A 23924-nucleotide genomic window follows, 5' to 3' on the forward strand; every position below is an offset into this window, starting at 1 on the left:
TCGATTTTATTTACTGGCTGTGTTATTTACTCGCTAATAATGCTTGAAAAAGATAAAAACCCAACGCCAAAACCATCACACCAACCATCACACTTGACATGACATAGAGCACAGCAAGTATCGGTTGACCATGTTTTAACAGCTGAAATGTTTCTAAACCAAAACTGGAAAATGTGGTAAAGCCACCTAAAATACCCACCATCAAAAACAGACGCGCTTCATTTTGCAAAATGGGAAATTTTTGACTATAAGCAAAAAAGATCCCTGCCAACAAACAACCCACAATATTGATCCACCATGTACTCCATGGAAACAAATTGGTCGGTTTAACTAAAAACACCCCTGCGCCATAACGCAAACTCGCGCCAATAGCACCACCCAAAGCCACCCATAGCCAACTCATTTTTCACCCAATATCGGCTGTCTATAGCACAACCCTATCCTAATTAAGCCATTACTTTTGCACGAATCCACACGTTTTACAAAGAAATAATGCTGAATAAAATGCCTAAAAATTGCTATAGTCTCGCCATTAAATTCACTCTTTCTCTGGATTAAAAAATGATGGTTCAAGATTTATTAACACAACTTCAAACAGGTGAAGCTAAATTTACCGATGTCATTGCGTATATTGAAGCGCGTTACCAACATAGCCCAACTGCATTTAAAAATGGGCAACAGGCCAATGCGGCAACTGAAAACCAAGGCAGTGCAAAAGTATTTTCTTTTGCTCAACTCAATGATTTAGATCAAGCACAAACCTTAAGTTTGTTTGCTGAACATTACGCCGCAGTTTTAGCCACACCAGAAGCAACTGACCATCAAAATATTCGTCAGTTTATGTTAAATGGTTGGGATGGTATCCAATTTGAAGGTGAAGCTTTAGCCGCTAAATAAGTTTCTAATCTAAAAAGATCTCTTTAATAGAGTAATGCAGTCAGTCAAGGGTTTTAGCAATAAAGTCCTTAGCTTTCTATTTATTCACGACGGAGTCTTATATTTTTTAAATCAAATACTTGGAGCTCATCTATTACTTTGGATAAGCCCAAATGAGAAACTCAAAATATATTTTGAGTTCGCAAGAAAGGCATCTTGCGGCGCAGTGCGCCTCACCGCAAAACTCGCCAAATACCTTTTATTGATTGATTAATCGCAGAAACCTTACCTTTTTAAAATGGTTTTGCCTCGAACAGTTGCGGATGACGTTTCCACGTATTGAATAACATCATGAATTTAAAAAATAAAAAAGCCAGTCCGTTTCTTAACTGACTGGCATTACTTTTTAATAAAGAGGGCTTTTTGCAATATTTTCAACCATTAGCCTTTTACTTTTTCAATCCATTCAATTGAACTGACGCGAAAGAGTTCACATGCACCATCCCCAGTATCTGTGGCTGTTAAAGATGACGTCCAGACCAAATCTTTGTCTTTAATTTCAACCAAATCGCCCTTTAAACGGACTAAATCACCACGTTTTACATTTTTAATTTGCTTGGCAATCGTTGGATTTGCAGGAATGATATGCATATTCGACACCATCTGCATTGCTTGCTCTTTAGGCACAGGCAGACGATCAATTTTCCAATTCAGATAACGGTCATATTGATTGACAGAAATATGGCGTGCAATTTCAGGTTCAGCAAATAACCCCCAACTGACCGCATAATCAATCGGTGAAAATTTTGCTTGTTCATCTTGGGTATAAATTTTCGATCCTAAAATACGAAAGTCCCCTTTAAAGGGTTGCAGCATTTTAATCGATTGTTCTTTTGATATTGGCATCAGACCTTTAGAAATATTATGATCGACAGATGATGCGCTGGCACTCACGTGTAGCATGCTGGTTGCAAGTAAAGCACTGAATAATAATTGCCGAGTCATCTCTATACCTCAAAACGAATTTCTATCTTCCTGTTTTCATCTTAAGTGATGAAACTGAAATAACCATATCGACTTGGTAACAATAGAGATATATTCAGTCACTTTTTTGTCTTATTATTCGATCAGAATAGTCATTAAGCTCGACATAGACACATAAAGAACAATCAGCTCAACCATGATTTATAAATTTTACCAGCAACACATTTTTCCGCATTTACTCAATCAAGTTATGCAAACGCCCAGTCTCATGGATCAGCGTCGACAACTGCTGTTGCCTATAGCGGGTGATGTGTTGGAAATTGGCTTTGGTACAGGCCTGAATCTGCCTTTTTATCAAAATGTCGAAACACTGTATGCGCTAGAACCGAATGCCGATCTTTATCAACTGGCAGCCAAACGCATCCATGAAAGTGCAATTCATGTCCAACACATTCAAGCTTATGCAGAAAAATTACCTTTTGCCGATGCCAGCCTTGACCATATTGTCAGTACATGGACTTTATGTAGCATTGAAAATTTAGCGCAAGCTTTAATTGAAATGTATCGCGTGCTAAAACCGAATGGGACGTTGCATCTGGTCGAACATGTTCAGTATCAGGACAATACAAAACTTCAGCATTTACAAAATTTACTCACGCCCATTCAAAAACGGCTTGCCGATGGTTGTCACCTCAACCGTAATATTGAACAGGCATTACGCGATGCTCATTTCGACTTTACAGAACAGCATTATTTTGCTGCGCAAGGTATTCCTAAACTTGCACAGCGCATGTTCTTTGCCCGTGCGCAAAAACGAGCTGAGTAAAACTATTTTAAAAGACTGAGCGAATGCACGCGTAAAATCGCACAGTTTTGACGCTGAGGTGGAAACATCGAACCTACGTGTGCAGGAATTGAATTAACCTCAACCCAATCCCCGATAACGTGAACTCGTTGTCCTGTACGAAGCTGGCGTAATTGTCCAGCTCCCTATAACAAATCAATATGACTGACATAAGCCAGATCATTAAAACTTCCCACTACAGATGATGCAGGATGCAAAGATCGTCTTGCTAGGCTGTAATAGCATTTTTTAAGCAGTACATATTCACCTGAAAAATCATCCAGATGTTTAAGCTGCAAATTTTTCAATACACCGACTTGCTGTAAATGTGGAATGGCACGAAAATAAGATGACCACACCCAAATCATCAGGGCAAATAGAACGAAAGTGATGATGAGCTTATTCATTCAGCCATCAATCTCAGTTTAATCATCAAAGTCGATACGAATCGTTTCAAAACGTACTCGACCTTGGGCAATGGCTTGAGCAATTGCCTGCTGTCCTTTGGTCAATCGTGCTCCGCCACTTTTAATATCAATCAGTACCACCTCGATGTCCTCTGCCCGACCTTCACCATCACGAAAGTCGCTATAACCATCAAACACCACGTAATCAATAGGATCACCTAAGAATTTGGCATCGCTGGGTAAGTATTGAAACTCAGGCATAATGGGCGCCAGTTGCTCCGCCATTTTTCCTTTTAATACCGCACGACTGGTATTTACACTGCGTTTTTTCGCACTGATTAAAGTCTGTTGATGCTCCAACTCCAATTCAGCAATGTACTGCTCATACTCTGCTTTGATCCGTCCGTTGCGAGTATTGCTTAAAATCAGAGTGGTTAAAACCACCCCTATGCATGCACCAATCAGCATTGCCATCCAAATGGACATTATTTTTTCCTAATCAAAAAAGTACTATCACATGAATTTTTAAGACTTTTGTCATGTGTCATATTCATGGCATCAAACAATGATATGCTAGGGTCGAACAGAATAAAATCATCAGGGTCATGAAAACAATCTTAATTGCCAATCAAAAGGGTGGATGTGGGAAAACCATTACCGCGATTAATCTCGCTGCCGCTTTAGCACAAAAGGGTTATCGGGTTGCACTTGCCGATGCAGATAACCAAAAATCAACTTTACAATGGCTTAAACAACGCCCTAAAGAAGCCCCGCCCATTCAAGACCTCGACTGGCGTCAAGGAAAATCTATTGGTGATACACCAACCAATATAGAGTATCTCATTATTGATGCACCTGGTGCGCTTTCAGGCGATCATGCCGAACAGCTGATCAGTGAAGCTCACACTATTATTACGCCCTTACAACCGTCCTTTTTTGATATCGACAGTACGCGTCGTTTCTTAAAACATTTACAAGAGATTAAACGGATTCGTAAAGGTAAAGTACAAATTTTACTTTTAGCCAATCGTGTTAAAGCCAACAGTGCCAGTGCTAAAGATATTCAAGATTTTTTCAGCAAAATTGAACAACAACCTGTAGCTTGGATTTCGGAACGCACGGCTTATGGGCAGCTGGCAATGCACGGCTTAACGGTGTTTGATAAGACGCAAAAAAATTATTTAAGCATGCAAAATCAGTGGCAACCCGTCTTAAATGCCATTATTGATGATCCAACCAAGTGGTTTTAGTCGATTAAAAGGTTCTAAGGTCAGCCCCAGAAAACCAATGAGTTTATTCATTATTCACTAGAACTTACTCAGCTTTCATTTTCGATCTCTTTTTTTTCAGTTAAGATGGCATGGACCTTAGAAACAAATCAGTGAATGCAGTGCAACAGTACGCGCCAACATTACAAAAAGTATTATTATTTGGATTATTTTTTATCCTCCTGTTTTTGAGTTTTAATGTTCTCAAATATTTTATTGTGCCTGTACTTTGGGCGGCCATTATTGCCTATATGACTTGGCCGTTGTATCACTCCATTCATCGCTGGTGCGGCTCACGTGCCACACTCAGTGCGACGATTATGATCAGCCTGATCATTTTACTGATTGGTATTCCACTGACCTTCGGCATTTTTATGCTGCAACATGAAGGTCGAAACTTATACTATGAATTGCAAAAACAAGTTTTTTCAGGTCATCTCAATGTGCCGCAATTTATTCGGGATTTGCCCTTTATTGGTAAGGAAATTAGCCGAACACTGCATGACATTAATACTGACCCCAATAGTATTGTGCAAACGGTTTCAACATGGATTCAAGGTCATCTCAATTACGGTCGTTTCGTTTTAAATGAAATTGGTAAAAACATCGTTAAGCTGTGTTTTGCCGTATTGTCGCTCTTCTTTTTCTATCGCGATGGTCAAACCATTCTCAACCAAGTCAGTAAAGCCTTGGAAATGATTATTGGCCCACGCGTGCATCATTATTTAGACACCATTTCTGAAACCACCCGTGCCGTTGTTTATGGTGTAGGGCTAACAGCAGTTGCACAAGCTGGTTTAGCTGGTTTAAGTTATTTCGTCGCAGGTGTGCCTAACCCGATGGTACTTACCATTGTGACATTCATCTTGGCACTGATTCCATTTGGAACACCCCTTGCTTATGGGGCTGTCTCTTTATGGTTGTTCTCGCAAGGTCAAACGATTGAAGCAATTGGCGTGATGACATGGGGAGTCTGTATTGTCAGTACCTCGGATAATGTGATTCGCCCCTTGGTCATTTCAGGTGCCACACAAATTCCATTTTTACTGATTATGTTCGGTGTCTTGGGGGGAATTGCCAGTTTTGGTCTGGTCGGTTTATTTATTGGCCCTGTTATTCTTGCTGTATTACTGGCGATTTGGCGTGAATGGCTACATGAGACCAATGATTTTAATGCCCTCATGATGCCAAAATCGACACTGGCGTATGATATTGATGACGAAGAAGACCCGCCAAGTAACGATAAAAACTAAGCTAAAAGATTAAGCTTAAAGGTTAAGAAATTCATACATTCAAATACTTAATCAACATTGAATTGTATCCTCTGCCTTGATTGAATGATCAAGGTCATTATAAAAGAAAAGGATGCAACTCAATGTCATCGTCACTGTTTAACTTCACATTGCTCTGCGCCATAACGGGTCTTGCAATGGTTGGCTGTGCCAACACCCCCATGTCATCATCCAGCAACAAACATCGGGTAATCGTTCATGCTGTGTCTGCTCAAGGGGTCGGCCGTGCTATTGGCAGTATTCAATTTAAAGACAGTCCAGCAGGTTTAGTGATTAACACCGACTTATCTGAATTACCATCTGGCCCTCATGGCTTTCATATTCATGAAAAAGGTTCATGTGATCCTGCTGAAAAAGATGGGAAAATGGGTGCAGCCATTGCTGCGGGTGGTCACTTTAACCCTACGCAAGCCCCTCATCACGGCACCCCTCTGCAAGGTCATCTCGGTGATTTACCTGTATTAAATGTCGATGCTCAAGGTCAGGCGAAAACCAGCTTAATTGCGCCACGCTTAAAATTGGCAGACATTCATGGTTTAGCGGTGATGGTCCATGCGGGTGGCGATAATTATGCCGATCAGCCCAAACCCTTAGGCGGTGGTGGAGAGCGCATTGCTTGTGGTCTGATTCAATAATCATCTGTAACACGATTTAAAAAAGCAGGCTCCAGACTAATGCCAATCAGTTAAGGGTTTTAGAAATAAAGTCCTTAGTTTTCTTAGTTATTCACGACGGAGTCTTATATTTTTAAATCAAACACTTGGAGCTCATCTATTACTTTGGATAAGCCCAAATGAGAATCCTCAAAATATATTTTGAGTTCGCAAGAAAGGCATCTTGCGGCGCAGTGCGCCTCACCGCAAAACTCGCCAAATACCTTTTATTGATTAATTAATCACAGGAACTTTACTTTTTTAAAATAGTTTTGCCTCGAACAGTTGCGGATGACGTTTCCGAATATCGAATAACATCATGAATTTAAAAATAAAATACCAATCAATTTTTAACTGACTGGCATTAAGGCTCCAGACCTGCTTTTTTGTTCAATTCGCTTACTTATGGCAACATTCCATCCAGCAATGAGCAGGATCATAAATTGACAGCACAGTTAAAAAAGCTCACGCTATATGCATAATAATGACACTTTAGAAAAATCGTGAATAGCCTAAAAGATCTGCTGCAACGCTTTAAATCTAATTCCATTTTGATCTATTGCTTGCAAATTTTTATTGTTCTTACGGGAACGACGCTCGGTCTGCTTTTTTTAGATCATGAACCCTTAATTGTGCCGATCACTTTAGGGGCAATTGCAACAGCGCTGACCGATTTTGATGATCGCTTGAGTATTCGCTTACGCAATTTGCTCTATGTCTGCATCCTGTTTTTTGCTGTCAGTAGTATTCTTGAATTTCTCTACCCTTATAAACTGCTGTTTATTCTGTATTTATCCCTGTCCAGTGCTGCTTTTATTTTAATGGGTGCATTTGGGCAGCGTTATGCAACCATTTCTTTTGGTACGATTTTATTGTCTATTTACACCATGTTTGGACTAGGTGAATACAGCGAATGGTATCAACAGCCCAGCTATTTTGTGCTGGGCACACTGTGGTATGGCTTAACCTCAATCATCTTTTATTTACTCAAACCCACTCAAGCACTACAAGACAATTTAGCTGCCAATTTTAATGCCATTGCAGACTTACTGCTGAGCAAAGCCCATCTCTTTGACCCAGACAATACCGATAATATTGAACCCTTGTTGTATCAACTTTCACTTAAAAATAGCCTTGTGGTCCAAAGTTTAAATATGACTAAAGGCTCTTTACTCACCCGTTTAAAAGCCGCTCGTGCCAATAAAAATACCATTTACTGGCTCAATCTGTATTTTTTAGCACAAGATATTCATGAACAAGCCACATCCAATTATTTGCATTACGAAAAAATTCATCAAAATTTTAGCCGCACTGACCTGATTTTTCGCATTCAAAAAAATGTAAAACTGCATGCTTTATCTTGTCAAAAACTGGCACAAAATATTCTCAACCATCAGACCTATCAATCTGACCCACAAACAGATATTGCGATTGCTAACTTAGAACAGTCCATCCAATTATGGATTGCAGAAAATCCACATAATTTAGAAGTCAAAAACCTGCTGCTGATTTTGCGCAATTTAAAGAAAATTCAGGAACAATTTATCAACCTTAGTCGTGAACAGAATAATTATCGTCAAAACTATTTTCAGCATCAGGACAACTTAAATTTGTTGGATGACGATATTCATGATCTGCCCGATTTATGGCTCAAGCTTAAACAACACTTAACGCCCCAGTCTGCGCTATTTCGCCATGCGGTTCGCATCGCCTTTGTTTTTGCCGTCGGTTATGCCATTTCATTACTGTCCTTTGCCAAACATGGTTATTGGATTTTACTGACCAGTTTATTTGTCTGTCAGATGAGTTATTTTGCCACCAAAAGCCGGCTAAAACTGCGCACTTTAGGCACGGTTTTAGGCGTTATTTTAGGGGTTCCCGTTTTATATTTTGTGCCCAGTATTGAAGGACAATTGGTACTGACCATTATTTTTGGCGTATCTTTTTTCTATTTACGCTCGAAAAAATATGCCATGGCGACCCTAATGGCAACGCTGATGGTGTTACTGATTTTTAACTTAAAAGGTGCAGGCTATGCCATTATTTTACCGCGCATTATCGACACCCTTTTAGGTTGTTTCATTGCATGGTTTGCGGTCAGTTTTATTTGGCCCGATTGGAATTTTCGTGATATTTCAAACACCATCAAAAAAAGTAATCAAGCCACTTTGGACTATTTCGATGCAGTGGTACAACAGTACCAATCGGGTAAAAACAACAGTATTGATTATCGTAAAGCACGCCGTTCCGCGCATAATGCACAAATTGAACTGTCGAGCATGATTTCCAGTTTAAGTACCGAACCGAACCCGAACCAAGCACTGATTCATTCTGCATTTCGCTATTTGGTCTATAGCCATAGTCAGTTGAGTTATGTCTCGGCTTTAGGCAGTCACCGTGAGCAAGTGCAAGACACACAAGTACTGGATTTAATGCGCTGGTGCAAAGACACTTTATTCGCAGTCCTGTTGCAACAACAACCTTTAGCCGAAGATCAAGTTCAGGCTAAGCTAAAAGAAATTCAACAGATAAGCACACAAGATAATTTATCTGAGGACGTATTATTGGTACTCAAACAGATCAGTTTATTATTGGAAACCTTGCCTGAATTGTTAAAGTTAAGAACTGCATTGTTTCTACAGGAAATAAAATAACCCGAGTCAAATCATTGGTTATAAATATTTGATACTACTCATAAATATATTTATTTTTCATTCACCTCTACTGCAATATTGAGTACACTCAGGGTTCATTCTGATTGATTTAAGCATGACCATGAATATCCAAACTTTACGTGTTGTCGGTTTTTTGGAAGGTCTTTCCTTTCTTCTGCTTTTATTCATCGCTATGCCGATGAAATATATGTTTGATAATCCAATTTTAGTGAAATATGTTGGCATGGGGCACGGCGTACTTTTCATCCTGTTTTTAATTGTTTTATTTACCGTTTGTGAAAAACAAAAATGGTCAATTACGATTTTTTTAATGGGTCTAGCTGCCTCTATTTTACCGTTTGGGCCTTTTGTTTTTGATCGAAAATTAAAGCGCTTTGAACAGCCGATCAGTGAATAAAAAAACTCCTTATCGTTAAGTTCACTCGTCCTCTCCTCCATTTTTGCAGGAGAGGAACTGATCAAGTCAATACGTTTAAAATACGCCGCTCTGTTTACGTTCTAGTAGCACTTGTTTCAGTATGGCCCGAGGGAAAGTAAACCACAGTGCAATCAAGATAAAACATGACATGCTATAACCGATTAAATGAAATTGTTCATACAACACACGCACAAATTCAATAATAAAAAAGAAACTAAACATCAACAGCATTGACACTGCTGCTGCCACAGTACCTTTTGATACTTCCGAAGACATGAGAGCAAAACGGTAAAGTACCGAAAAACTAATGCCTTCACCAAAGCTCAGTAACGTCATTCCTGCAATTAGGCACCAGATCAGATAATCCTGCCAAATCACCCCTGCAACTAAAACCAAGCTTCCCAATAACATAATGGGTAAACCAATCAGTACGGACTGACCCAAAGCTAATTTGTCGATAATTTTAATTAACACAATATTGCCCAGAATTAAGCCACCTAGCACTGGAAATTGTGCCAAGCCATATTGCATGCTACTAAAACCCAATTCTTCCACCAACATCACAGGCGACAGTGCAATCCATAACATTAACGGCATACTGACCATAGGCAGTGCCAAAGTCATGCCTAAAAAACGCTTGTTTTTATAGATTTTTTTAAAGTCATAAAAAATATGGCTAAGCGGCTGTTTTCGGATACTCACTTGGCTCTCTGGCATTTTGGCTTTTAAACCAAACCAACTTAAAAAAGCCAACAATGCAATACCAATAAAGCCCCAATGCCATGACACATGATCAATTAGAAATGCACCCACCACAGGCCCCAGTAATGGCGCAAGTAGGGAAATATTCGCCATAAGTGCCATGACTTTAATGGCATCACGTTCTTCAAAGGTTTCTTGAATGGCAGCATAACCGACAGCGGAAATCACGGTTAAGCCAATACCTTGTAAAAAGCGCAATGCTAAAAAGCTTTCAATATTCTGTGTCAGCAAAATAAGTAAGCAACACAGGACAAAAAATAATACGCCTGCCAGTAAAACTTTTTTTCGTCCTATGCGGTCAGACAATGGGCCGAGTAGCCATGCAACACATGCGCCACCGAGTAAATAAAATGACATAGACGAGGGTGCCCAACTGCTACTCACACCAAACTCTTTGGTAATGGCAAGCATAGCGGGTTGGACTAAGTCGTTGCCGATATAGACGGAAAATTCAAATAAGACCAATGCCAATGGAAACATAAGCGTGGCACGGCTTAACGTTGTGGTTTTAACCTTTTGCATTGTTTTCTACATATCGTTATAGGCTTGTGGAGCTAAACACTATTTTTAGGGAGATAAGCGTCAGCCCAATGACAAGCACTGAGTTTTTAGAAATTGAGTTGGAAAAATACGCTTGAAAATAAGCGATTTAAAACACCGTTTTCACAAGGTGTCTGAGTAGATAAAAATAAGTAATTGTGAGGTTATTATGTTTCAACCAAGTACACCGACTTGGTTGAGTAGGTATAGTTTAACAGAAACTATCATCTAAATCTGTGAGCCTCTTAAAATCATTTAGTTAGATTAATTACTATGAATTTCACCAAGCATAAATCAGTAATAATAATAGAATAGTATTACCCAACTCGTAATCAGAAAAATGCTGAGAGCACTAGCGTAAGTCACCAATGGCAGTTTGTATGATATTAGTATTGATAAAAGCGAGGGTTTTCATATCTGTGCTTTATAACTCGTCATATTGTTATTAACTATCAACTCAAAATGAAAATCTTCAAATTTACTAAAATCAAAATCAACTATTTTCACATTAACTTCATCAGTATTAGATAAATTTTGCTCAGAACAAACTATCTTGATTTGTCTTTCAATAATCTGTTCAATTTTCAATTTTAGCTGAATAAAATATGCTAAACCTTTCACTAAATTTTTCCCGGCCCAAATCTGCTCAGGCATATAACAGACTGTACCAATCTTTATAAAATAAGCATACCCCTTACTTCTTAAAGCTAATATTTCTTCATCTTTAAAACTATTCCCCTTAATGCCTCTTATTATTCTGTGCTTAATTAAATCAGGACGTTCTCTATGAATAATTTCTAAACTGTTTTTTAAGTGCCATTCTCCATGTCCTGCCACTTTAATAAAAAAAATCTCATCATCATTCACATATACAAATACAACATCTGCTGTACCTTGCACCATCCGCTTATGATTAGAATCTTCCTTAACACCTAAATGCAAATGATGAATACCAAAATCACATAACATCAAATCTATAGTATTACCTTTAAATAACTTCCTACTTTGATGCTGATATATTCCACCAGTACCAGATTTACATTTATTAAGTAGAATTTTAAATCCATCTTCATACTCCAGTGGTAATCTAAAATCCTTAGCAAAACTTATTTTTCTTGACTTATCAGCTATAAACCAATGCTTTAAATTCATGAGCTGTAGAAAACTATTGTTATTTTTATTAACTTTGTAATCTAACGAATCAAGAAAAAAAGTTGATAGCTTATTTAAATCTCTATCTATAATTTCATTTAAACTCATTGTTATTATTTCCCCAAAACTAAAAAACGTACCAAATCTGATACGCTTTTTATGAGGTACAACAGCCTAACTTTCAAGCAAAATCAAATATTTATTATGGACAAACGGCTGTTTGAAAACTTCTTTTATTTTTCCCACGGGCACATTGATAACTCGTCTTTCTTTCCTGCAATTTCCAATCATCTTCCACCCGCTTAAAAATATAATCGGTACGAATCGCAGAAACAGAATCATCCATTAAATTGGACTCAATCACTGCAATTTGTGCAGCTGTTGGGGATTCTACTCGGTCAAATACTTGACGAATCGAAAGACTATTTTGATTTTTGACCAAATCAGGTTGTGCTTTTAATACCTGCTGCATCGGTGTATCTGGGCCAGAAAAACTGACTTTACTGGCTAATTTCTCAGTGGTTGCACAACCAGAAAGTACAGCTAAACACAAAGCAGAAATTGAAAATAAACGGATCATCATTATATTCCCCAAAACAAAAAAGGCATCGCACCCATGATGCCATGCCTTTATTTTTCACACGATTAACTTTATGTAGTTATCCGCGCAACAACCTTATAAATCAAACAACTTACCCGGATTCATAATGCCTTTCGGGTCGAATACTTGTTTCAATGCTTTCATGTATTCAATTTCTTGCGCAGTACGTGAATATTCCAAATACGGTTTTTTGGTCATACCCACACCATGTTCCGCAGAAATTGAACCATCATATTTTTTCACGGTTTCAAACACATATTTATTCACTACCTGACATTTGGCAAAGAAATCATCTTTACTTAAATCCGCAGGTTTTAAGATATTTAAGTGCAAGTTACCATCACCAATATGACCGAACCAACAAATCTCAAAATCAGGATAATTCGCTTCCACAATTGCATCAATTTCTTTAATAAATGCAGGTACATGGGTAATTAACACGGAAATGTCATTTTTGTATGGGGTAAATGGCGCGATTGATTCCGAAATATCTTCACGCAAACGCCATAAGCTATGCACTTGGTCTAGGCTTTGGCTCATCACACCATCCAGCACCCAGCCTTGTTCCATGCAATGCTCAAAGATTTCCATTGCCGCATCCATAATCGGTTCATACGGCGCTTCAAACTCAAGTAAGACATAAAAAGGACAAGCGGTTTCAAATGGACGTTGTACGTGACCATGATCCAACACTTTCTGCATTGCCAATTCACCGAAGAATTCAAATGCGGTTAAATCAATTTTGCTTTGGAATGCGTGTAACACAGGCATGATCGCATCAAAGTCTGGCACACCCAATACCATCACTTGTAAGTCATGGGGTTGACGTTCAAGTTTAATTTCCGCTTCAGTCACTAAACCTAAAGTGCCTTCACCACCAATGAATAAATGTTGTAGTGCATAACCTGTGGCATTTTTAATCATGCCTTTGTTCAAGCGCAGTACATCACCGTTACCGGTCACAACGGTTAAACCCAACACCCAGTTACGCGTCATGCCGTATTTAATCACTTTAATACCGCCGGCATTGGTGCCAATGTTACCGCCAATTTGAGAAGAACCTGAAGATGCAAAATCAACAGGATAATACATACCTTGTTGTTCAGCATAATTTTGCAATTGTTCCGTCACCACCCCTGCTTGTACACGTACCATACGGTCTGCGGGGAAGAACTCAAGAATCTGGTTCATTTTGTCGAAGCTCACGACAATTTCACCATTGGCTGCAACAGCACCCGCAGATAAACCGGTACGACCACCCGATGGGGTAATGGCAATATTCTGTTCATTAGCAAATTTAACAATTGCTTGCACTTGTTCTGTGCTGGATGGAAAAACGATGACAGATGGATTTGGATCAAAATGCTTGGTGTAGTCTCTGCCCCAGGCATCTAGACTAGCAGCATCAGTTCTAATGCGGTTTTCACCGACAATAGCTGTCAATTGGGTTAATAACTCAGGTGTTAAAGCGACTGGAGCATTCATCGTTTGCAGACCTAGCAAGAAATATACAAGTGGTGGATGGTCTATACAGCATTCATTTAAAAAAGATGAAGAAAAAAACACTGTTTAAGACTGGGCGTGAAGATAAAATCAACAGCATCACGGCGATGCTTTCACTGCACAGCATTATAAGACATTTTCTTTCGAAACCCTGCGAAAATAAGCTTTTTGATCATCACAGCTTAGAAATTACAGCTTTAGTTAGACCAAAATCTGCATTTCATAGTGTATCTATGGCAAAAATACCTATCCGCTGCGTCATAAAGGAAATGTATATAGACCCTTCTCGTATGTTATCATATCGCGACTAAATTTGGCCTTTGTAGCGGAGCCGTAATGAGCCAACATCTTTCTCTACCTAAAGATAAAATTCGTTTCTTGTTGTTAGAAGGCGTTCACCAAAACGCAATCGATACATTAAATGCTGCTGGATACACCAACATCGATTCCCGTAAAACTGCGCTTGAGGGTGAAGCGTTGAAAGAAGCGGTTAAAGATGCTCACTTCATCGGTATTCGTTCACGTACTCAGCTGACTGAAGAAGTATTTGAAGCAGCCAACAAGCTTATCGCTGTTGGCTGTTTTTGTATCGGGACTAACCAAGTTAATCTGAATGCTGCGATGATTCGTGGTATTCCAGTCTTTAACGCACCATATTCAAATACACGTTCAGTGGCTGAACTGGTACTTGCTGAAGCAATTCTGTTACTTCGTGGTGTTCCTGCTAAATCTGCTTCAACGCACCGTGGTGGTTGGAACAAATCGGCAGTTGGTTCATTCGAAACACGTGGCAAAACTTTAGGTATCGTGGGTTACGGCTCAATCGGTTCTCAACTTTCAGTGCTTGCTGAAAGCATGGGTATGCACGTCATTTATTATGATGCAGTGACTAAATTGCCTATGGGTAATGCACGTCAAGTCGGTTCTATGGCTGAACTTCTTGCCAATGCTGACGTGGTATCTTTACACGTGCCAGACGTACCATCTACACGTAACTTCTTTGGCAAAAACCAATTTGCACAAATGAAAGAAGGTTCGATCTTCATTAATGCTGCACGTGGTACATGTGTGCTTATTGAAGATTTGGCGGATGCGATTAAATCGGGTCACATTGCGGGTGCAGCAGTTGACGTATTCCCGAAAGAGCCTAAAGCAAACGGTGAAGAATTTGTTTCTCCACTTCGTGGCTTGGACAACGTGATTTTAACCCCTCACGTGGGTGGTTCAACCATGGAAGCGCAAGCAAACATTGGTCTAGAAGTGGCAGAGAAATTTGTTGCTTACTCAGATAAAGGGATGACTTTATCTGCGGTGAACTTCCCAGAAATTGCTTTGCCATTGACTGAAGGTAAACACCGTTTACTGCACATTCACAAAAATATTCCTGGCGTTCTTTCTAAAATCAACAACTTGTTTGCTGAACACGGCATCAACATCTCTGGTCAATCGTTAATGACCAAAGGTGACGTTGGTTACTTAGTGATGGACGTTGACGCAACTGCTTCTAAAGAAGCTTTGGATACCTTAAACGAAGTTGAAGGTACAATCCGCGTTCGCGTATTGTTCTAATTTAATTTAGAACGCAAAACCACAGCATTCGTGCTGTGGTTTTTTATTTTGAACATTTAAAAGCAGCATTTAAGAAAAGATACGTTCCGTAATGACACGATGTGCAGTTCTGCTATAGAAAATCGACAGACAATCATCCAAATACAAAGATGTGTTCTAAATGCTTATATATATAAATTTTCAGTCATTTTACTGCTGATTGCTCATCTCCCGCTATTCGAATAATCGAAACAAATTTAGTTATAGAAATGAATGCCGAATTTTAAAAATACGCCACAAGCTCAAGCTTTAATTTTATTGTTTATCGCCATGATCAGTATGCAAAGTAGTGGCTCGCTGGCCAAAATTCTGTTCGGTCAGTTTCCTATACTGACTGTTTCAGTCATGCGCCTGTTATTAGGTTCACTCATTCTGGCCATGATTTTTAAAATTTGGCACATCAATTTTAGACATGTGAACTGGCGTGCCATTAGCAGCTATGGCATTGCTTTGGCAGGTATGAATGCCATGTTCTATTTGTCTATTGAGCGTCTCCCCCTCGGCATTGCGGTCTCTTTTGAGTTTATTGGCCCACTCGGCGTGGCGCTTTATTATGCGCGGCAAAGATACGATTTCATTTGGGTTGGACTGGCCATTTTAGGCTTAATTTTACTCTTTCCATTCGATCAAACGGCTCAAGCGTTAGATCCTATTGGCATTGCCTTTGCCTTAGCTGCTGGTGCATGTTGGGCGATGTATATTATCTTTGGGCAGAAACCTTCAGGCATTTCAGGTAATCATACTGTGTGCTTAGGCATGTTCATTGGCATGCTGTGCTTAATGCCCGTTGCACTCTATTCAGGGATTCCAAGCAGCGTTTTTGAACCTTCAAATTTCATCTATTTTATTGCCTTGGCCATACTGGCGAGCGCATTGCCATTTTCTTTGGAGATGATAGCGCTGCGACGTTTAAGCCCTTTTATTTTTGGTACATTGACCAGTTTAGAGCCTGCCATTGCAGCACTTTCAGGTTTTATCGTTTTACATGAACAATTACTCTGGACACAGTGGCTAGCACTGATGGTCATCATTGCCGCCTCCGTGGGTTGTACCTATACCACGCATCAAGCCAAGCAAAAAATAGAAGCCAAGTTAAAGCAATAAAAAACCACACCGAAGTGTGGTTTTATCAGCCTTACTGAGGCATCTCATACCAACAGTATTTATTCATATTTTGCTCTGAAGGTTCAGGATAATCAGTATCTCCTTTCCAAGGTTCACACCAGTCAGTCGCATTAAAGTCAAACTGAATCAGGGTTGAATTCATGCCAACCTCAACTCTTTTACGATTTTCAAGTCCATTGCGATAGATATATGCTTCTGCATTAATCCACACACTATCAACGGATTCTGCGGGTGGTATTGGCAAGTACACTTTGACCTTTTTATCCAATGGAATGGTAAAACTCTTTAAGAAACTACCACTCAGGTTTTTAACCTCAGAATAAAAAGATCCGTCCAATCGAACCTGACAGAAAAACACAGGGTCTGGTGATTTACACAGAAGCTCATAAACGGTTTTATCAAATAACTTTTCAGAGGTTGAAAGAATGATTTTAACGTCACCTGTTAGCCCTGAAACTTGATTACCTTTATATTGATACACAGAGGATACCGTTTCATAAGGTGCAGACGTTGCTTCCCAATTCAGCTGAGTTACATTTTGAAGCCCTGTCAGAACATTGCCGCCTTCTTTAGGAAGCGAAAAATCAATACCTCCGTTCAGCTTGCCTGAACAAGCTACAGCAGTACCATTTGCCAACTCACATTTGACAAAATTCTTGGTGGTCGGAGCACCTAAGTCAATAATGACATTGCCTGATGTTGCAGAGGTCTTTTCACCAATTAAAGTCCCTGTTATATCTTTTGCAGTCCACTCAATGGAACCTTCAGATGGCATATTAATAATGCTGATGCCTTCTGCTGAAATAGAATTGACCTTGGTCAGACCAGAGCCATCTTTCAATTTCACTTTTGCAGTAATATGACAAGGAACCGCAACTGAAGCTGACTTACACTGGACAAAGACCGAACCTGCATTTACAAATTTAAAATCCCAATTCCATGTAGAAAAATGTGAAACCGTCGCATGTACAGCCAGACCTGTTGCAGATGTCACCGCTTTTACCACCTGCCCTACACCCTCTTCTGCCCAAAGTCCTTTGGCTTCATCAAAATGCCACATTGGAATACTTGATCCAACCAGCAACGTCTGATTATTAATACTCTCTAGCGGTAAATCCATTTGGATATCCGCTGTTTTACCCGCAGCCAATTGTAATTTTTGACCTGTTGCATTGGTAAATGTGGCAGTGATCATTCCAGCACTGATTAAATTGACAATATTGCCCTGTGCACCTTGTGCGACACCATTGGCTGGCATCGCATTTAAATCCGATCCTGCAATATTCCAAGGTGTAAATGTAACCGTGACCGCACCTGTAGCGGGCTGACCATTTGGCAATACAAAGGCATTTTCAGGAATCGTAATCTGTGCATTTTGATATACCGACTGAATGACCTGCGCTTCTTCAATCTTGGCAATCGAAATAGTCTGTTTAACATGCAGTAAATTGGCTGAAAGCTGTCCAAGTTGTCCAACGTCAATCCGTAAAGACTGACTGATAAAACCCTCTTTTTTAAAAACCACCACAACATGCGTTGCTGATTTTGGAATTTGTACCGTAAAAGCAGCTTTACCCAAATCATCTGCCTTAAACGTTTGACCTGCAATCACAATTTCAGCAGCGGCAAGCGCATTACCAGTGGATGAAAGAACTAAAGCCGATACATTTTTTTGCAGCATCGCCTCTTCATTTGCAGGTTTTGTTTCCGAGTCACTATCAGAACCACACCCTACTAATGACATTCCCAAAAGACAGGCGAAGGCAATGTTTTTTAATTTTATGGATGATGTAATCATTATTATTCCAAAGTTAAGTACAACAAAAAATACTCGCTATTATTATATTTTTGATTTTGAATAACAAATTCAGAGTAACATTCATTTAATAGTGATCATTTTCATCAGAAGATGTGACCCCAGCTTTTTTCTATCATTGCTATAATATGAACACTTTCTCAAACTGATCTACCTTGACTGGTTGTCGCGCGGAGCATATGTCCAATACCCAACTTACTGCTGTGTTATACATGGTCTTATCCATGGTGGCGTATCAGATCAGTGCCTCATTTGCCAAACAACTGATTGAAGTCCTCGACCCACTCACCGTGGTGACCCTTCGCCTTTGTTTTGCTTCTATTTTGATTGTAGTGATGTTCCGTTCTTGGAAAATCATCAAACGCTTACCCTATCTAAAATGGAAGGACTTGTTATTTTATAGTGGTTCAGTCTGTTTGATGAACGTGCTGTTCTATGCTTCTTTGGGCAAATTACCGCAAGGCATTGCTGTCGGTCTGGAATTCTTAGGCCCGCTGACTTTGGCCTTACTCTCCATTAAGCGAAAAAGTGATTATATCTGGGTTGGCTTAGCCATTTTAGGTGTGGCACTAATGGTTCCTTGGCAAGATGCCAATCAACATAATTTCTCTTATTTAGGGGCTGCTTTTGCATTAGGTGCAGGTGTCTGTTGGGCCATCTATATTTATTTTGGCCAACGTGTGGTACGACAGAATATTGGTATGCATGCACTCAGCATCGCCATTGTTTTATCCGCGATGCTGATGCTCCCAATAAGTCTCGTACATAACCCAACAGCATTGGTGCAATTTCAATATTGGCCACAGGCTTTAATGATTGCCCTCTTGGCCACAGCGATTCCTTATGCACTGGATCTGATGGCACTAAAACGCTTAACTAAACTAAGCTATGGTACTCTTTCCAGTTTATCGCCTGCATTGGGTGCTTTGGCAGGTTGGTTGTTATTAAAAGAACAAATTACCCTGCTACAAAGTGTTGCTTTGCTATGTATTATGATCGCATCGGTAGGTGTAACCTTTCGATCAGGTCAAAAAACTGATTTGCCTAACCATGAAAAAGCCAAATAAAGCTGGTTCACAGCCATCTTTATTGCATCGACCCCGCATATCAAAATGAGCCCTATATAGGACTCATTTTTAAGCAGCAAGATTCAATGACACTGTTGTTTCTGTGCATTTTATGATTAACTTGTGAAAAGCATTTGATAGCTTAAACGCAGAATCAACACTGAAACCAAAATTAAAAATAAAATACGAATAAAGCCACTACCGTATTTTAATGCCATTTTCACCCCAATCACTGAACCTGCAACATTGGCTACAGCCATGATCAGACCTAAACTAAACAGCACATGACCCGTTGGAATAAAGAAACTTAGAGCGGCAAAATTGGTCATAAAATTGCCGATTTTAGACAATGCCGAGGCATGTAAAAAATCGACTTTTAAATAACGAATAAAATAAAAAATAAAGAAGCTACCCGTACCTGGGCCAAAAATACCGTCATAGAAACCAATGACTAAACCGCCCACAGCCGCCAAAACTAATGTTTTAGTGGTGACACTTTGCTGAAAATGGACTTGACCAAATTGCTTCTTCATAAAAGTATAAATGGCAATCACGATCAGCATAAACAACACAAAAGGTTTTAAAACCGCCTGTGGAATCATCGAAACACAGGCTGCTCCGCCAAAGGAACTGATAAATGCGGTGACAGCAATTACAGCCAATAACTTCCATTGCAGCTTAACTTGACGTAAATAGGAAAATGCCGCTGAAGCTGTGCCACAAATAGAAGCCAGTTTATTGGTGCCAAAAACCGTTGCCGTTGCATAGTTTGGCAATGCCCCCATAAGTGCAGGAATTTGAATTAAACCGCCACCACCTACCGCCGCATCTATTGCACCTGCACAGAATGCGAAAAAAATCAGGCTGATGATAATCTCGATGTCCATATGATTTTATCGCTTTGCTAAAAAATGATTAAAAAATAATTAGAGATTTAAAACACGTTTCGGGACTAAACGCTTTTTATCGGTAATTTCCGCCAGACCTAAACATTTCTCGCCATCAAAAACCAAAACCTCATTTTCTGCTGCATGCTCAATATTACTTTCCATACCGCGACTAAAATATTCGGCACGACCTTCAGGAACTTGTACTTGGATAAAATGATCGACTGGCGCAAAAACAGGCAACAACAAAGCATCACGTTCAAATTCAGTTAAGCTTTCTAAATATTCAATGGTATAGCTTGGGATTAAATCAAATTGCCCTGTTTTAATTCGGTGCAAATAAGTTAAATGCCCAAAAGTGTTTAAGGCTTTGGCAATATCTTCACCCAATACACGAATATACGTCCCCTTCGAACAAGTCACATCTAAGGTCAGACTATTTTCAGTAAAAGACAATAACTCAAGTGCCTCAATGGTAATAGGACGTGCTTCACGTTCAATTTCAATCCCCTTACGCGCCAGTTCATACAACGGACGGCCTTCTTTTTTTAAGGCAGAATACATCGGTGGAACTTGCTGAATATCTCCCACAAAAGTGGCCAAAACCTGTTCAACTTTTGCTTGAGTCAACTCAGGAACGGCTTGCTCGAACAAGACACTCCCCTCAACATCACCCGTGGTGGTGCTATGACCTAAATGAATGGTGGTTTGGTAGCGCTTGGTTGAATCCAATAAATAATGTGAAAATTTAGTCGCCTCACCCAGACAAATCGGTAACAAACCTGAAGCTAAAGGATCTAAAGCACCAGTATGCCCACCCTTTTCAGCGCGATATAACCAACGAACTCGCTGCAATGCAGCATTAGAACTAATACCCAAAGGCTTATTAAGTAAAAAAACACCGCTCAGATGTCGGCGTTGAATTTTAGGCGAAGTCTTTTTCATAGCGAAAATCAAGCAAGTTCAAACGAATGACATGTTAACAACCGCTTATCAGGATTTACAACTTTTCTACCATGTATTTGCACATTTAATGGCAAATTGAGTTCTATTTTAGACTTAATAAAAACAGCAATAAAAGGTTGCATAGGACATGCAGAAATATAAGCTCTGGGTCATTTTGGCTCTTATTGTATTGTGTATCGGTGCAGTATTATTTTGGTTAGCACCATCTCAATCCAGTGCAGACCCAACAAGTTCAGCACAAAGCATTGCTATACAAGATAATTTTTTAACAGCAAACAATTCCATGAAATCAGTTCAGGCTAAGGCTTTTATGGGTAAAAGCCAGCAAGACACTGAAATTAACTGTCAGTTACGCTTAGATCAAACCAATCGTTTAATTGTGAATGAACAAACGCGTAACTGTTTTGAATACTTTATTACTCAATATGGTGAAAAAGACCTCAAGCAAATTAAAACGGACTTTAAGACTTATATTGAGCAAAGCTATCAAGAGCCTGCCCGAGCGCAAATTTTAGATTTATGGAATCGCTATATGGATTACCGTGAAAAACTCGGTCATCTACAAACGCCCAATATTGATAAAGATGATGCCAAATATTATCAAAGCATATTTGCCGATATGAAAAATTTACGCAAACAGCTGTTTTCTAACTACGAAATTGAAGGTTTATTTGGTACGGAAGATACTTACCATGAATACACTTTAAATCGCATGACCGTTCTGGATGACAAAAATTTAACTGAAGCACAAAAGGCAGAAAAATTAAAAAACCTATTCAATCAACTACCTGAAGACTGGAAAGAAAACTTACAACAACTTAATAAACTGGAAGATTTAAGAAAGCTCACTACAGATATTAAAGCACGTGGCGGTTCTGCTGAAGAAATTCATCAAATGCGAACCAATTTGGTCGGACCTGAAGTCACACAGCGTTTAGAAACTTTAGATACCGAACGCAGTGACTGGAAAAATAAAGTCAATGGTTATCTGAATGAGCGCGATAACGTAATGAAAAGCGGCATGAGTGATGATGCTAAACAAAAAGCAGTACAACAATTACGTCAACAGCATTTTAACAAATCAGAAGAACAACTTCGGGTGAGTACCTTTGAGTCCATCCATGATCAAGGTGGAAAACTACCTTTTTCTGAATAAGAACGAATGTATTAAAGCGATATTTTCAGGATGAAAATAAAATGATGAATAACAAAAAATAAGAGAATGAGACAAAGACTTTAAAAAGCTCAAAAACACAATGGATCAATACAGGAGGCTTATTTTTTCTTTCGCTATACAAAAAAATATTAAAAAAATTTAACAAAGGATCGGTTATGAAAATTTTAACGACAAAAACCAAAGCAGTGACCTTTGCCGTGATGGCAACCCTTTCTATGGGACTGACTGCTGAAACTCAAGCTGCAGAAGGTATTTTACAAGTTAAAGAAACAGTAAAATCTGACTATGCCAAGACCAAATACCCCATTGTGATGACTCATGGTTGGTTAGGTTGGTCACGTATTGGAAATGATAGTTTTAATATTGACTATTGGTATCAAATTCTGCCAGATATGGCACGTAATGGTGCGAACGTCTTTGCTGCACAACTTTCCCCTGCCCACACAACAGAGTTCCGTGGTGAACAACTAATTGCACAGGTTGAAGAAATACGCGCACTAACTGGCAAAGATAAAGTCAATCTCATTGGTCACTCACACGGTGGTCCTACAGTCCGTTATGTTGCCGCAGTAAAACCTCAATATGTAGCATCTGTAACGGGTGTAGGCGGTACTTTCCGTGGTTCAAAAGTTGCAGATGACATCCAAGGCAATCAAGGCAGTCGCACATTCTTTAATATTCTAGGTGACTATATTGTTGCACCGTTAATCTCTTGGGCGGAAGGAAACCCAGAGATGCCTTACAACTTTGATGCATCAATGGCCTCATTGTCTGAGGCAGGTTCTGCAGACTTCAATAAACGCTTTCCAACAACAGCTTTAGCTACTGACTGTAACAAAAGTGGAGATAAAGTTATGAATGGTATTTATTACTACTCGTGGGGTGGCACAGCACAAACAACCAACCTACTCGATATTGATACCATCCTAATGCAGTTAGGTCCGCTGTCTTATGGCAACAAAGACAATGATGGTATGGTGGCACGCTGTAGTACTCATATAGGTCAGGTCATTCGTGACAACTACAATTTAAACCATACTGATCTTGCAAATATGCTATTTGGTCTAAAAGGCCTTTTTGCACCTGATCCAGTTGCACTGTATCGTCAACATGCCAATCGTTTAAAATTACAAGGCTTATAAGACCAATTCCCATAAGTGTGATTTACACATATGGGAACCTACTCTCGAATTAATTAGTAACATTTATAAAACCCTTCTATCGCCTTCTGCTTATTTTTAATGTCTTAGACTTTATACTTAGCATTGACAATACATATTGTCATAAAAATCAGTTATAAAAT

22 protein-coding genes and 1 pseudogene are annotated in these 23924 nt (G+C 39.3%); 12 read left to right on the forward strand and 11 right to left on the reverse strand.

The window, feature by feature from the left end:
* Positions 1–22 precede the first annotated feature (22 nt).
* Positions 23–403: a fluoride efflux transporter CrcB gene (crcB, locus tag B9T30_RS06490; RefSeq protein WP_086184271.1), complete on the reverse strand. Its 381-nt coding sequence runs from the start codon at positions 401–403 to the stop codon at positions 23–25.
* 161 nt (positions 404–564) lie between these two features.
* Here crcB and B9T30_RS06495 point away from each other — a divergent pair, with 161 nt between their 5' ends.
* A complete protein-coding gene (locus B9T30_RS06495) occupies positions 565–897 on the forward strand; it encodes a HopJ type III effector protein (RefSeq protein ID WP_086184396.1) in 333 nt (110 codons plus the stop codon).
* A gap of 420 nt (positions 898–1317) precedes the next feature.
* Here B9T30_RS06495 and B9T30_RS06505 read toward each other — a convergent pair whose 3' ends face one another.
* A complete protein-coding gene (locus B9T30_RS06505) occupies positions 1318–1881 on the reverse strand; it encodes a hypothetical protein (RefSeq protein ID WP_086184273.1) in 564 nt (187 codons plus the stop codon).
* A gap of 175 nt (positions 1882–2056) precedes the next feature.
* Here B9T30_RS06505 and B9T30_RS06510 point away from each other — a divergent pair, with 175 nt between their 5' ends.
* Positions 2057–2686, forward strand: a complete 630-nt coding sequence (locus tag B9T30_RS06510; protein WP_086184274.1) for a class I SAM-dependent methyltransferase — start codon at positions 2057–2059, stop codon at positions 2684–2686.
* 167 nt (positions 2687–2853) lie between these two features.
* On the opposite strand, the pseudogene B9T30_RS16650 reads toward B9T30_RS06510, so the two are convergent.
* Both B9T30_RS16650 and B9T30_RS06520 read right to left on the reverse strand, forming a co-directional pair.
* A pseudogene (locus B9T30_RS16650) lies at positions 2854–3111 on the reverse strand (hypothetical protein); the annotation flags it as partial.
* An 18-nt stretch (positions 3112–3129) separates the two neighbouring features.
* On the reverse strand, positions 3130–3597 hold the full coding sequence (locus tag B9T30_RS06520) for a Holliday junction resolvase-like protein (protein WP_086184275.1): 468 nt from the start codon (positions 3595–3597) through the stop codon (positions 3130–3132).
* A 119-nt stretch (positions 3598–3716) separates the two neighbouring features.
* Here B9T30_RS06520 and B9T30_RS06525 point away from each other — a divergent pair, with 119 nt between their 5' ends.
* The 5 genes from B9T30_RS06525 (at position 3717) to B9T30_RS06545 (ending at position 9396) form a co-directional block, all read left to right on the forward strand.
* Complete coding sequence (locus B9T30_RS06525) at positions 3717–4361, forward strand: ParA family protein (protein ID WP_086164678.1); 645 nt, start codon at positions 3717–3719, stop codon at positions 4359–4361.
* A 140-nt stretch (positions 4362–4501) separates the two neighbouring features.
* Positions 4502–5632 (forward strand): AI-2E family transporter, encoded by a 1131-nt coding sequence (locus B9T30_RS06530; RefSeq protein WP_167356316.1) that lies wholly within the window; start codon positions 4502–4504, stop codon positions 5630–5632.
* Positions 5633–5754: 122 nt separating this feature from the next.
* The gene (sodC, locus tag B9T30_RS06535) at positions 5755–6306 is read left to right on the forward strand and encodes a superoxide dismutase family protein (RefSeq protein WP_086184277.1); all 552 of its coding nucleotides are present in this window, start codon (positions 5755–5757) and stop codon (positions 6304–6306) included.
* A 521-nt stretch (positions 6307–6827) separates the two neighbouring features.
* A complete protein-coding gene (gene yccS / locus B9T30_RS06540) occupies positions 6828–8978 on the forward strand; it encodes a YccS family putative transporter (protein WP_086184278.1) in 2151 nt (716 codons plus the stop codon).
* 121 nt (positions 8979–9099) lie between these two features.
* Entirely contained in the window at positions 9100–9396 is a 297-nt protein-coding gene (locus B9T30_RS06545) for a DUF3817 domain-containing protein (protein ID WP_086164919.1), read from the forward strand.
* Between the two features lie 75 nt (positions 9397–9471).
* Here B9T30_RS06545 and B9T30_RS06550 read toward each other — a convergent pair whose 3' ends face one another.
* The 4 genes from B9T30_RS06550 to B9T30_RS06565 all read right to left on the reverse strand — a co-directional run bounded on the left by B9T30_RS06550 (position 9472) and on the right by B9T30_RS06565 (position 13957).
* A complete protein-coding gene (locus B9T30_RS06550) occupies positions 9472–10701 on the reverse strand; it encodes an MFS transporter (protein WP_086184279.1) in 1230 nt (409 codons plus the stop codon).
* 429 nt (positions 10702–11130) lie between these two features.
* Entirely contained in the window at positions 11131–11979 is an 849-nt protein-coding gene (locus B9T30_RS06555) for a hypothetical protein (RefSeq protein WP_086184280.1), read from the reverse strand.
* Between the two features lie 94 nt (positions 11980–12073).
* A complete protein-coding gene (locus tag B9T30_RS06560; RefSeq protein ID WP_086184397.1) occupies positions 12074–12451 on the reverse strand; it encodes a hypothetical protein in 378 nt (125 codons plus the stop codon).
* 96 nt (positions 12452–12547) lie between these two features.
* The gene (locus B9T30_RS06565) at positions 12548–13957 is read right to left on the reverse strand and encodes an FAD-binding oxidoreductase (RefSeq protein WP_086184281.1); all 1410 of its coding nucleotides are present in this window, start codon (positions 13955–13957) and stop codon (positions 12548–12550) included.
* A 354-nt stretch (positions 13958–14311) separates the two neighbouring features.
* Here B9T30_RS06565 and serA point away from each other — a divergent pair, with 354 nt between their 5' ends.
* Both serA and B9T30_RS06575 read left to right on the forward strand, forming a co-directional pair.
* Entirely contained in the window at positions 14312–15544 is a 1233-nt protein-coding gene (gene serA / locus B9T30_RS06570; protein ID WP_086164685.1) for a phosphoglycerate dehydrogenase, read from the forward strand.
* 252 nt (positions 15545–15796) lie between these two features.
* Positions 15797–16687: an EamA family transporter gene (locus B9T30_RS06575; protein WP_086184282.1), complete on the forward strand. Its 891-nt coding sequence runs from the start codon at positions 15797–15799 to the stop codon at positions 16685–16687.
* Between the two features lie 31 nt (positions 16688–16718).
* Here the strand turns inward: B9T30_RS06575 and B9T30_RS06580 are convergent, their stop codons facing one another.
* On the reverse strand, positions 16719–18389 hold the full coding sequence (locus B9T30_RS06580; RefSeq protein ID WP_227518945.1) for an FAM171 family protein: 1671 nt from the start codon (positions 18387–18389) through the stop codon (positions 16719–16721).
* A gap of 314 nt (positions 18390–18703) precedes the next feature.
* Between B9T30_RS06580 and B9T30_RS06585 the strand changes: the two genes are divergently transcribed.
* Positions 18704–19591 carry an EamA family transporter gene (locus B9T30_RS06585; RefSeq protein ID WP_086184284.1) on the forward strand — a complete coding sequence of 296 codons (888 nt, stop codon included), beginning with the start codon at positions 18704–18706 and terminating at the stop codon, positions 19589–19591.
* A gap of 116 nt (positions 19592–19707) precedes the next feature.
* On the opposite strand, the gene B9T30_RS06590 is transcribed toward B9T30_RS06585, so the two are convergent.
* Complete coding sequence (locus tag B9T30_RS06590; RefSeq protein WP_086184285.1) at positions 19708–20478, reverse strand: sulfite exporter TauE/SafE family protein; 771 nt, start codon at positions 20476–20478, stop codon at positions 19708–19710.
* Between the two features lie 39 nt (positions 20479–20517).
* Complete coding sequence (truB, locus tag B9T30_RS06595; protein ID WP_086184286.1) at positions 20518–21423, reverse strand: tRNA pseudouridine(55) synthase TruB; 906 nt, start codon at positions 21421–21423, stop codon at positions 20518–20520.
* A 148-nt stretch (positions 21424–21571) separates the two neighbouring features.
* Here truB and B9T30_RS06600 point away from each other — a divergent pair, with 148 nt between their 5' ends.
* Positions 21572–22600 carry a lipase secretion chaperone gene (locus B9T30_RS06600; RefSeq protein WP_086184287.1) on the forward strand — a complete coding sequence of 343 codons (1029 nt, stop codon included), beginning with the start codon at positions 21572–21574 and terminating at the stop codon, positions 22598–22600.
* A gap of 176 nt (positions 22601–22776) precedes the next feature.
* Complete coding sequence (locus B9T30_RS06605; RefSeq protein WP_086184288.1) at positions 22777–23763, forward strand: esterase/lipase family protein; 987 nt, start codon at positions 22777–22779, stop codon at positions 23761–23763.
* Positions 23764–23924: the final 161 nt, after the last annotated feature.

This window comes from Acinetobacter sp. ANC 4973 (assembly GCF_002135275.1).
Classification (GTDB): Bacteria; Pseudomonadota; Gammaproteobacteria; order Pseudomonadales; family Moraxellaceae; genus Acinetobacter; species Acinetobacter kyonggiensis.

What these genes read in the sequence shown, in the direction of transcription:
- crcB (WP_086184271.1), bottom strand. Translation starts at nt 403, where the DNA reads ATGAGTTGGCTATGGGTGGCTTTGGGTGGTGCTATTGGCGCGAGTTTG.
- B9T30_RS06495 (WP_086184396.1), top strand. Translation starts at nt 565, where the DNA reads ATGGTTCAAGATTTATTAACACAACTTCAAACAGGTGAAGCTAAATTT.
- B9T30_RS06505 (WP_086184273.1), bottom strand. Translation starts at nt 1,881, where the DNA reads ATGACTCGGCAATTATTATTCAGTGCTTTACTTGCAACCAGCATGCTA.
- B9T30_RS06510 (WP_086184274.1), top strand. Translation starts at nt 2,057, where the DNA reads ATGATTTATAAATTTTACCAGCAACACATTTTTCCGCATTTACTCAAT.
- B9T30_RS06520 (WP_086184275.1), bottom strand. Translation starts at nt 3,597, where the DNA reads ATGTCCATTTGGATGGCAATGCTGATTGGTGCATGCATAGGGGTGGTT.
- B9T30_RS06525 (WP_086164678.1), top strand. Translation starts at nt 3,717, where the DNA reads ATGAAAACAATCTTAATTGCCAATCAAAAGGGTGGATGTGGGAAAACC.
- sodC (WP_086184277.1), top strand. Translation starts at nt 5,755, where the DNA reads ATGTCATCGTCACTGTTTAACTTCACATTGCTCTGCGCCATAACGGGT.
- B9T30_RS06545 (WP_086164919.1), top strand. Translation starts at nt 9,100, where the DNA reads ATGAATATCCAAACTTTACGTGTTGTCGGTTTTTTGGAAGGTCTTTCC.
- B9T30_RS06550 (WP_086184279.1), bottom strand. Translation starts at nt 10,701, where the DNA reads ATGCAAAAGGTTAAAACCACAACGTTAAGCCGTGCCACGCTTATGTTT.
- B9T30_RS06555 (WP_086184280.1), bottom strand. Translation starts at nt 11,979, where the DNA reads ATGAGTTTAAATGAAATTATAGATAGAGATTTAAATAAGCTATCAACT.
- B9T30_RS06560 (WP_086184397.1), bottom strand. Translation starts at nt 12,451, where the DNA reads ATGATCCGTTTATTTTCAATTTCTGCTTTGTGTTTAGCTGTACTTTCT.
- B9T30_RS06565 (WP_086184281.1), bottom strand. Translation starts at nt 13,957, where the DNA reads ATGAATGCTCCAGTCGCTTTAACACCTGAGTTATTAACCCAATTGACA.
- serA (WP_086164685.1), top strand. Translation starts at nt 14,312, where the DNA reads ATGAGCCAACATCTTTCTCTACCTAAAGATAAAATTCGTTTCTTGTTG.
- B9T30_RS06575 (WP_086184282.1), top strand. Translation starts at nt 15,797, where the DNA reads ATGCCGAATTTTAAAAATACGCCACAAGCTCAAGCTTTAATTTTATTG.
- B9T30_RS06580 (WP_227518945.1), bottom strand. Translation starts at nt 18,389, where the DNA reads ATGCTGCAAAAAAATGTATCGGCTTTAGTTCTTTCATCCACTGGTAAT.
- B9T30_RS06585 (WP_086184284.1), top strand. Translation starts at nt 18,704, where the DNA reads ATGTCCAATACCCAACTTACTGCTGTGTTATACATGGTCTTATCCATG.
- B9T30_RS06590 (WP_086184285.1), bottom strand. Translation starts at nt 20,478, where the DNA reads ATGGACATCGAGATTATCATCAGCCTGATTTTTTTCGCATTCTGTGCA.
- truB (WP_086184286.1), bottom strand. Translation starts at nt 21,423, where the DNA reads ATGAAAAAGACTTCGCCTAAAATTCAACGCCGACATCTGAGCGGTGTT.
- B9T30_RS06600 (WP_086184287.1), top strand. Translation starts at nt 21,572, where the DNA reads ATGCAGAAATATAAGCTCTGGGTCATTTTGGCTCTTATTGTATTGTGT.
- B9T30_RS06605 (WP_086184288.1), top strand. Translation starts at nt 22,777, where the DNA reads ATGAAAATTTTAACGACAAAAACCAAAGCAGTGACCTTTGCCGTGATG.